The organism is Kineococcus siccus, from assembly GCF_009906795.1.
GTDB classification, from domain to species: Bacteria; Actinomycetota; Actinomycetes; order Actinomycetales; family Kineococcaceae; genus Kineococcus; species Kineococcus siccus.
Genome location: NZ_JAAALN010000007.1, coordinates 38,433 through 47,251, shown reverse-complemented (window position 1 = coordinate 47,251; position 8,819 = coordinate 38,433). Strand labels below are relative to the sequence as shown.

The 8,819-nt window shown below is 74.1% G+C and carries 11 protein-coding genes; 2 read left to right on the top strand and 9 right to left on the bottom strand.

From position 1 onward, the window contains the following. Window positions 1-2: 2 nt before the first annotated feature. The 3 genes from GTR02_RS02350 to GTR02_RS02340 form a co-directional block, all read right to left on the bottom strand. The gene (locus GTR02_RS02350) at window positions 3-467 is read right to left on the bottom strand and encodes a DUF4383 domain-containing protein (RefSeq protein WP_338073523.1); all 465 of its coding nucleotides are present in this window, start codon (window positions 465-467) and stop codon (window positions 3-5) included. Between the two features lie 162 nt (window positions 468-629). Continuing rightward, window positions 630-1,511: a manganese catalase gene (locus GTR02_RS02345; protein WP_166605863.1), complete on the bottom strand. Its 882-nt coding sequence runs from the start codon at window positions 1,509-1,511 to the stop codon at window positions 630-632. Window positions 1,512-1,642: 131 nt separating this feature from the next. Beyond that, window positions 1,643-2,998: an APC family permease gene (locus tag GTR02_RS02340; protein ID WP_166605862.1), complete on the bottom strand. Its 1,356-nt coding sequence runs from the start codon at window positions 2,996-2,998 to the stop codon at window positions 1,643-1,645. A gap of 153 nt (window positions 2,999-3,151) precedes the next feature. Between GTR02_RS02340 and GTR02_RS02335 the strand changes: the two genes are divergently transcribed. After that, window positions 3,152-3,709 carry a hypothetical protein gene (locus tag GTR02_RS02335; RefSeq protein WP_205708479.1) on the top strand — a complete coding sequence of 186 codons (558 nt, stop codon included), beginning with the start codon at window positions 3,152-3,154 and terminating at the stop codon, window positions 3,707-3,709. A 78-nt stretch (window positions 3,710-3,787) separates the two neighbouring features. Here the strand turns inward: GTR02_RS02335 and GTR02_RS02330 are convergent, their stop codons facing one another. The 6 genes from GTR02_RS02330 to GTR02_RS02305 form a co-directional block, all read right to left on the bottom strand. Further along, window positions 3,788-4,246, bottom strand: coding sequence for an SRPBCC family protein (locus tag GTR02_RS02330; RefSeq protein WP_338073522.1), 459 nt, complete (start codon window positions 4,244-4,246; stop codon window positions 3,788-3,790). 188 nt (window positions 4,247-4,434) lie between these two features. Beyond that, window positions 4,435-4,581 (bottom strand): hypothetical protein, encoded by a 147-nt coding sequence (locus GTR02_RS02325; protein WP_166605861.1) that lies wholly within the window; start codon window positions 4,579-4,581, stop codon window positions 4,435-4,437. A gap of 20 nt (window positions 4,582-4,601) precedes the next feature. Beyond that, window positions 4,602-5,123: a hypothetical protein gene (locus tag GTR02_RS02320; protein ID WP_205708478.1), complete on the bottom strand. Its 522-nt coding sequence runs from the start codon at window positions 5,121-5,123 to the stop codon at window positions 4,602-4,604. A gap of 219 nt (window positions 5,124-5,342) precedes the next feature. Beyond that, window positions 5,343-6,086, bottom strand: coding sequence for an ANTAR domain-containing protein (locus GTR02_RS24130; RefSeq protein WP_166605859.1), 744 nt, complete (start codon window positions 6,084-6,086; stop codon window positions 5,343-5,345). Window positions 6,087-6,352: 266 nt separating this feature from the next. Next, window positions 6,353-7,087, bottom strand: coding sequence for an ANTAR domain-containing protein (locus tag GTR02_RS02310; protein ID WP_166605858.1), 735 nt, complete (start codon window positions 7,085-7,087; stop codon window positions 6,353-6,355). A gap of 134 nt (window positions 7,088-7,221) precedes the next feature. Beyond that, complete coding sequence (locus GTR02_RS02305; RefSeq protein WP_166605857.1) at window positions 7,222-7,425, bottom strand: cold-shock protein; 204 nt, start codon at window positions 7,423-7,425, stop codon at window positions 7,222-7,224. A 236-nt stretch (window positions 7,426-7,661) separates the two neighbouring features. On the opposite strand from GTR02_RS02305, the gene GTR02_RS02300 reads away from it, so the two are divergent. Further along, the coding region (locus GTR02_RS02300; protein WP_166605869.1) for an MFS transporter at window positions 7,662-8,819 on the top strand (1,158 nt) is incomplete at its 3' end.

Sequence of the window (8,819 nt, the reverse complement as noted above, 5' to 3'; positions counted from 1 at the left end):
CGTCAGCGGTGGGCGGCGGTGTCCGTCGAGGTGCGGCGGGGCATGATCAGGGCCAGCGCGACCATGCCGACCGCGAGCACGAGGTGCAGCCAGTTGTCGGCGGTGTTCAGCGGCACGAAGTTCGCGGACGAGGCCTGGTCGACCAGCAGCCCGTAGATCCACAGCCCGGCGTAGGCGATCCCGCCCACGAGCAGGAACGCCCGCGCGGCCGCTGAACTGCGGGCCGCGACCACGCCGACGACGCCCAGCAGGAGGTGCAGGACGTTGTGGAGGACCGACACCTGGAACACGCCGAGGAGGTGGGCCCCCGACGTGTGACCGGCACCGGCCATGTCGCCCATGCCGGTCGTGACGCCCGGGACGAAACCGGCGATGCCGACCAGGACGAACATCAGGCCGACGACGAGGGAGGACAGCTGCACGGGAGAGCGGCGGACGGTGGACGCGGAACGGGTGGTCGAGGACACGGGGTTCTCCGGGAGGACGTGCCGGCGGACCCGGCGCGGGAGAGGCTCGACTGCTGGACCTCGGTCCCAGCCTAGGCACCGTGCGTGACTCGGCAACCGCGCGGGCGGGACGTGCGACGGCGGCGGGACCCGGTGCCGGGTTCCGCCGCCGTGGGGTCGGGCTCAGCCCTTGTGCAGGGCGTCCTTGATGGTGGCGCTGACCTTCTCGACCCGGTTGGACTTCGCGTCGGTCCCGTAGAGGCGGGGGTCCGGCGTGGTGGGAGCGGGCATCGGCACCCCGGGGTTGGGCTCGGGCAGGTAGGTGAACTCGCCCTCGCCGTCCGGCGTCGGCCCCTTGGCCCACGAGCCCTCCGCCGCCGAGGCGCCGTCGGAGAAGTTGATGTACTGGGTCGCGGTGTCGGTGTACCGCTTGTCCCGCGGGAACTTGTGCGGGACGGGCATGAGCTCGATCCCCTCGGCCTGCAGCTCGGCCGCGGCGGCGGTCCACTGCCGCTGGTGCATCGTGTCGCGCTCGATGAGGAACGACAGCATGTCGCGCACGCCCTTGTCGCTCGTCATGTGCCACAGCCGCGCGACCTGGAGGCGGCCCTGCAGCTCGGCGTTGGCGTTGGCCGTGAAGTCGGCCAGGAGGTTCCCGCTGGCGGTGATGTAGCTGCCCTGCCAGGGGTTGCCGTTGGAGTCGACCGCGCGGGCACCCGCACCGGCCACGATGGCGTGCTGGACGTCCATGCCGCCGATGACCGCGGCGATCGCCGGGTCGGCCTGCACCGCGTCGTCGGTGGCACCGATGGGCGCCTTCTCCAGCAGCTGGGCGATCATGATCGCCAGCATCTCGACGTGCCCGAACTCCTCGGTCGCGATGCCGTACAGGAGGTCGCGGTACTTGCCCGGGATGTGGGTGTTCCAGGCCTGGAACCCGTACTGCATGGCGACCGTGATCTCGCCGTACTGGCCGCCGAGCACCTCCTGCAGCTTGCGGGCGTACACCGCGTCGGGAGCGTCGGGCTTGGCCTGGTGCTGCAGCTCCTGCTTGTGGAAGAACACGTCTGCTCCTTCCGCGACCCGTCCCGGGTCACGTGTCGTCGGTCGGACGGGGTGACGGAGTCGTCCCACCCGGCTCGGTACCCCGCCGCGGCGGGCCGAAACGGTGAACGTCGAACCACCGGACCCGCGCGTCAGCGCCGAGCGGGCGTCCCCTGCCGGCGCACGGAGAACCGGGCCAGCGCGTACAGCACGACGCCCAGCAGCAGCATGGCGCCGCCGTACAGCCAGACCCGCGCCTCCTGCTGCGTCAGGAGCACGATGCAGGACACGACCCCGAGCACCGGCACGACGGCCGGGGCGCGGAAGTGCCGGTGCTCGACGCGATCGCGCCGCAGGACGAGCACCGCGACGTTGGTCGAGATGAACACGAACAGCAGCAGCAGGACGACCGTGGCCGCGAGCGTCTCCAGGTCGCCGCTGAGCACCAGCACCATGGAGATGAGCGTGGTGACGACGATCGCCACCCACGGCGTGCGGCGACCGGGCAGCACGCGGGCGAGGACGGCGGGCAGGAGGCGCTCCGCGGCCATGCCGTAGGTGAGGCGGCTGCACATGATGGCGGTCAGCAGGGCCCCGTTGGCCACCGCGATCAGGGCGACGAGCGCGAACAGCCACCCGGGGACGCCGACGTCGGCGACCGTGACGACTTCGAGCAGCGGACCCGTGGAACCCACCAGGACGTCAGTCGGCACGGCGATCGAGACGGCGAGACCCACGGCGACGTAGACGACCCCGGCGGTCAGCAGACCGCCGAACAGCGCGCGCGGGTAGTTCCGGCTCACGTCGACCGACTCCTCCGCGACGTTCGCAGAGGTCTCGAAGCCGACGAAGGAGTAGAAGGCGATGACGGCCGCGCCGAGCACGGCCCCGGCCGCGGAGCCGCTGCCACCGATCTCCAGCGCCCGGCCCGGGTCGCCGTCCCCGCGACCGAGCACGACCGCGGCGAGGACGACGACCAGCACGAGCCCGCTCACCTCGACGAGCGTCATGACGACGTTGGCGCGCAGCGAGTCCTTGATCCCGCGGGCGTTCAGGGCGGCGACGGCGGCGAGGAACACGAGCGCCGTCGGCACCGGCGGCACGTCGACGAGTTCGGAGAGGTAGCTGCCCGAGAACGCCAGCGCGAGCCCCGCGACGCTCGTGACGCCGGCGGCGAGCATGCAGAACCCCACGAGGAAGGAGACCAGCGGGGCGCGGAAGGCCCGCTGCGCGAACACCGCGGCACCTCCCGCCCGCGGGTACTTCGTCACGAGTTCCGCGTAGGAGGCCGCGGTCAGCAGGGCCAGCAGCAGGGCCAGCAGGAGCGGCAGCCACACCGCGCCGCCCACCGTGCCGGCCAGCACCCCGACGAGGGCGTAGATCCCGGCTCCCAGCACGTCGCCGAGGATGAACAGGTACAGCAGCTTGCCCGTGATGGCCCGCTTGAGGGGCGTGTCCGTCGTGACCTGCGGTGCTGCGGTCGCGCCGGTGTGCTGGTCGTGGCTCATGCGGGGGCGGTACCCCGCGCGGCAGGGCGCAAACCCGGCGTGGGTCCCGGCGCGAGACCGTGGCCGCACGACGTGCGCCGGCGACGTTCACCGGCCAGGGTGAGGCGGCCGGAGTGCGGCGATCAGACGGTCCCCGACGTGCGGAGGAACGACGTGAACGACACCACGAGCGCGGCTCGCCGGTCCGGTGACGCGGGGGCGCCGGCCTCCGGGCGCATGCTCGCGACGTACCTGGACGACCACCTGGCGGGGGCGTCGGCCGGGCTCGCGAGGTTCCGCAGCGCCGCCGCGGCCGAGCGCGGCACCCCGGCGGGCGAGGTGCTCGGCCGCCTCGCGGACGAGGTGGCCCAGGACGTCCAGGAGCTGGAGTCGCTGGTCGAGGCGCTGCACCTCCCGCGGCGCAACGGGTTGCGGGTCCTGGCGGTCGTCGCCGAACGCGTCGGCCGGCTGAAGCCGAACGGCCGCCTGCGGCACCGCTCCCCCCTGTCCGCGCTCATCGACCTGGAGGGGCTGGTCCTCGGCGTCACGGGGAAGGCCGCCCTGTGGCGGGCGCTGCGCGCCCTGGCCGATCACGACGACCGCCTGGACCGCGGTCGGCTGGAGGCGCTCACGGCCCGGGCGGAGCGCCAGGTCGAGGAGCTCGAGACCCTGCGCCGCGCCGCGGCGGTCGAGGCGCTGAGGCCCGACCGGCCTCCGCCGGCCCGCTCCTGAACCCGCCCCCGGTCAGGACGACCACAGCCCCCGCCGCGCTGCGGCAGGGGCTGTGGTGAGTCGTGCGGGTCGCAGCGGTCAGCTCCCGGCGGCGACGTCGCCGCGCCAGGCACCGGTCTCGGTGCCGCGCGACTCGATGAACGCCTTGAAGCGCTTGAGGTCCGCCTTGATCTGGCGGTCGTCGGCCCCGACGGCGCTGCCGACCTTCTCGACGAGCCCCTCGGCCTCCCAGTCCAGCTGGACGGTGACCCGGGTCTCGGAGTCCGCGAGGCGGTGGAAGGTGACGACCCCGGCGTGGTCCTTGCCGTCGACGCTCTTCCAGGCCACCCGCTCGTCGGGGTGCTGCTCCGTGATCTCCGCGTCGAACTCGCGCTCGACGCCCGCGACCTTCGTCGTCCAGCGGGTGTGCGTGGCGTCGGTCTGCGTGATCGACACGACGCCGTTCATGAACTCGGGGAAGGACTCGAACTGGGTCCACTGGTCGTACGCGGTGCGGACGGGAACGGACACGTCGATCGTCTCGATCACTTGGCTCACGGGAACTCCCTCCGGTGGTGCTCGGGTGCTGCGGGACCCTCTCGGCCCCTGGTCCATCGTGCGGGCGCCAGCACGCTTCGGCATCTGCAGACCACGTGACGGCGATCACGTGCTGCCGTCACCCGGACGCACCGGGACCCCACCGCGCGCACTGCGCGGTGGGGTCCCGGTGGTGTTCCTGACGTGCCTCAGTCCGACGGCGCCGCAGCGTCCCGCCCGTCCTCGTCGGCCGCCTCGGCCTCCTCGGCGAACCCGGTGTCGTTGCCGTAGCCCTGCAGTTCGCCGTCCTCCGCCTTGGCGGCGGAACCGGCGGTGTCATCGGGTTGAGAACTCACAGGGACACTCCTCGTCGTGGTCACAGGCCCAGCGGGGTCAGCAAGCCCTTCTTCTGCTCCGAGGGCTTCTGCTGCTCACCCTGCTGCGCACCCAGCACCAGCAGGATGCCGGTCAGCACGGGGATCGACCACTGGAGCAGCTTCAGCTGCTTCTGCGCGGACGCCGCCTCGTCGGACGTGGCCGCGTTGGGCTCGACACCGCTCTCGGCGGGCGTCGGCGACTCCTTGCCCAGCCGGGCGCCCTGCGTGCCCGAGTAGGCGGTGACCCCCATGGCGACCAGCGTGAGCGCGCCCTTGACGATCGTGTTGCCGCGCGTGCCCTTCTGAGCCGCTACCCGGCCCTTGTTGCCGGCGATGAGCGCGATGCCGCCGATGGCGTGCACCCCGATCGCCGCGGCGTTGACCGGCGCCCAGCGGGCCCAGCCGACCGAGGCGACCTTCGTGCGGTCACCCGGCGCGCTCACGGCCGCCGACGCGCCGTTCAGCCCGACGGCCCCGAACAGCGAGCCGCCGAACCAGGCGGCCAGCCCGAGGTCGTGCATCGATCGAATGACGGTCTGTCGTTCCGACACGGTCGTCCCTTCTCAGTGCAGCGTTGGCCCGGAGGCCCTCGCCGCTGCTCTACCCCGGAGGTGGGCGTCCATGCACCGGGACCCCCGCCCGTGTCGACGCCCCGTGTCCGCGCCCCGTGTCCGCGCCCCGTGTCCGCGCCCCGTGTCGGCGTCCCGGCGGTCCGGGCCCGGCCGGGTCCGTCCCGCGGTTCAGGGCGCCTGCGTCACCTCCCCGCGCACGTACCCCGCGACGACGTCCTCCGCGACGTCGCGCAGCTTTCGGTTGCTCTGCTGCGACATCCGGCTCAGGCGGACGAACGCCTCGTCGGGGGAACACCCGTGGACCGCCACGAGGATGCCCTTGGCCTGCTCGATGCCGGCGCGCGAGCGCATCGCCTCGGTGAGCTGCTCCGCACGCCGCACGGCCTCGGCGTACGCGGCCGCGTCCAGGACGGGCACCGCCACGAGGCGCACGACCTCCGCCACGGCAGCGGGGTCCGGGTCCGCCGCGGGTTCCGGCTCCTCGACGTAGAGCACCAGGGTGCCCGTGAAGTCCCCCGCGGCCGGGAGCGCGCTCACGAGAGTGCGGTGCACCCCGTGCCGCCGCGCGGCGGCGCGGAACTCGGCGTGCCCGCCGCCTCCCGCGGTGTCCACCACGAGCACGTGCGGTGCGGGTGGCGGGGCGGGCACGAAACCCCGCGGGTGCTGCCGCTCGTCGAGCACGCTCGCCAGGTGCCCGCTGAACTGCACGGCCCGCACGACGCCGCGGTGGGCCACGCTGACCGAGGCCTCCGCCACGCCCGGCAGCGCCTCCACGACGAGCTGGGCGACGCGCCGCACGACCTCTCCCGCCGGACGGGTCGCGACCGAGAGCAGCGACAGGCCCGCGACGAGGCGCAGCCGCGCCGCGTCGTCGAGACTGTCGCCCGGGGGCGGGACCTCACCGGTGCTCACCGGGTCCCCGTCCAGGGTCGAGTCCCTCCCGCGGACTCGTGGCGGCCCCCGCGAGAGGCGGGCGCGGCCGGTGGCTGCGGCGGGCGAGCCGTCGAACGACGGCGGGGGGCGGGGAACGGGAACCCGTTCACGGGGAACACCTCCTGGGGCGGCGCGGGACCATCGCTGCGGTCCCCGCACTCACTTGCTCCGCGCCGGTTGCTCCACGCTGCGCACGAGAGCCTAGTCCGGCCGGGGGCGTGCGCTCGCCCGACCCGGCGGACCGCTCAGCGACCGAGGTCGGGGAGGAACTGCTCCGAGCGCAGCCGGCCCTCGATCATGTCGTCGGCGAGCTCCTCGAGCGAGCGCCCCTGCGCGTAGGCCCGGCCGCGCAGGACCGCGAGCGCGTCGGCCGAGCTCAGGCGGAGCTCGAAGTTCAGCATCCCCAGCGCGACCCACACGCGCCGGCGGCGCTGCGCACCCGGGGCGTCCAGCCAGGACGTCGCGTCGAGCGGCTCGTCCTCCCCGGGCCCCTCGGGGACCGGGGACGCCGCCAGCAGGACGTCGGACACCTCGTCGGCCAGGGCCAGCGCCCGTGCGGGGTCGAACGTCGCGGCCGCCGACGGCGACGCGAAGTAGAGGTCGAGCACCCCGAAGCCCGCGAAGCTGCGGCCCAGCGGCAGGCAGACGACGGACCGGAACCCGGCGTGGCGCCGCATCTCCTGCTGCAGCACCGACCACTGCGTCGCAAAGACGGAGGCGGGCGCCACGACGACGGACTGGGTGTCGTGGGCGCGGAAGCACGGGCCGTCCCCCAGCGTGAACTGCCAGCGCTCGGCCGCGGCGGACGCGGCGCTGCTGGCGCCGATCGGCAGGCGCAGCGACGGCCGGCTGATGATGCTCAGGCCGGCGCCGTCGACGGCCAGCACGGACGCGCAGGCGCGGGCGAGGGAGTCCGGGAGCAGCTCCGGCGCGCCCGGGTCCGCGTCGCGGAGCCAGGCGTCGGCGAAGTCCTCCAGCACCTGCCCGACCCTACGGACGCCCGGGCGGCGGCGCAGCACGAGCCGCGCGGGACGTGGTGCCGGGACGTGGTGCCCGGGACGCAGAACTGCCCGCCACCGGAGACCGGTGACGGGCAGTGCTGAGGAACCGTGCGTCAGACGCGCGAGACCTGGCTGGCCTGCGGGCCCTTCTGGCCCTGCGTGACGGTGTACTCGACGCGGTCGTTCTCGTCGAGGCTGCGGTAGCCGTCGCCGACGATCTCGCTGAAGTGGACGAACACGTCTGCCGTGCCGTCAGAAGGGGCGATGAAGCCGAAGCCCTTCTCGCCGTTGAACCACTTGACGGTGCCCTGAGCCATGAGGCCTCCTGGGGTGAAACGCTCCGTGAGGAGCTAGCCGCCGAGGGGCTGACCCGGTTGGGAAGCAAAGAAGCCCTCGTGTAGATCCCCGGGGGCGTTTGAAGCACATCGAGAACTGCGACTGAGAAGAACGCTACCACCGATCAGCCGTGCGGTGTCACACCCCTGCCGCGGCCGCTGCGCGCACCCCGGCGCCGCCCGTCGGGGCGGGCCGGCGGGGACTACCGTCGCGAGCGATGAGCATCTCGGCCGCCTCCGCGCCGCGCACGCGCGCCCCCCTCGTCGTCCTCGGGGTCCTGCTCCTCGCGCTGGCCCTGCGGGGCCCCGTGGTCGCGGTCGCCCCCGTCGTGGAGCAGCTGTCGCAGGACCTCGGGATCGGCCTCGGCACGACCGCCCTGCTGACCAGCGTGCCCGTCCTCTGCTTCGCGCTCGCCGCGCCACCCGCGTCGGCGCTGACCGCGCGCCTGGGCCCGGACCTCGCGCTGCTGACCGCCGCGGTCGGCGTGCTCGCGGGCTCGCTCGTGCGCTCGAGCGGTGGCCTCGTGGCGGCCTTCGCCGGCACGGTGCTCCTCGGCGTCGCCATCACGATCGGCAACATTGTGGTGCCCGTGGTCATCTCGCGGGACCGCGCGGGGTCGGTGGGGCTCGTGACCGGCGCCTACACGGCCTCGCTGAACCTGGGGTCGGTCATCGCCACGGCCGTCACCGCTCCCCTGGCGATCGCGGCCGGCTGGCGGGGAGCGCTGCTGCTGCCGGCGGTCTGGGTGCTGCTCGCGGTACCCGTCTGGATCGCGGCCTCCCGCGGGCGGCTGCACCTGGTCCCACCGACCGTCCGCCGCGAGGTGGCCCGCGCCGCGGGCGGCAGCGTCTGGCGGCGCCCGGCGGCCTGGTGGTTGCTCGTGGCCTTCGCGGGGCAGGGGTTCTCCTACTACGCCGTCACCGCGTGGCTGCCCTCCCTGCTCGCCGACGAGCTCGGCGTCTCGGCCAGCGCCGCGGGCCGCAGCGCGTCGATCTTCCAGGTGTTCGCCATCGCCGGGGCGTTCGCGGTGCCGGCCCTCGCGGCGTGGTGGGGGCGCCTGGTCCCCGTGCTGCTGCTGGTGTGCGCGGCCTGGCTCGTCCTGCCGGTCGGTCTGCTGCTGGACCCGCAGGGGTGGGTCGCGTGGTCCTGCGTCGGCGGTGTCGCGCAGGGCGGTGGGCTGGTGGTCGTCTTCATCGCCGTGGTGCACCAGGCCCGCGACGAGGCCGACGCCCGACGGCTGTCCGCCATGGTCCAGGGCGGCGGGTACGCGGTCGCGGCCGTCGGGCCCTACGTCGTGGGCGCGGTGCACGAGGCCAGCGGCGGCTGGGACGCGCCGCTGCTCGTGGTCGCGGCCGCGCTGGTCGTCATGGCGGTC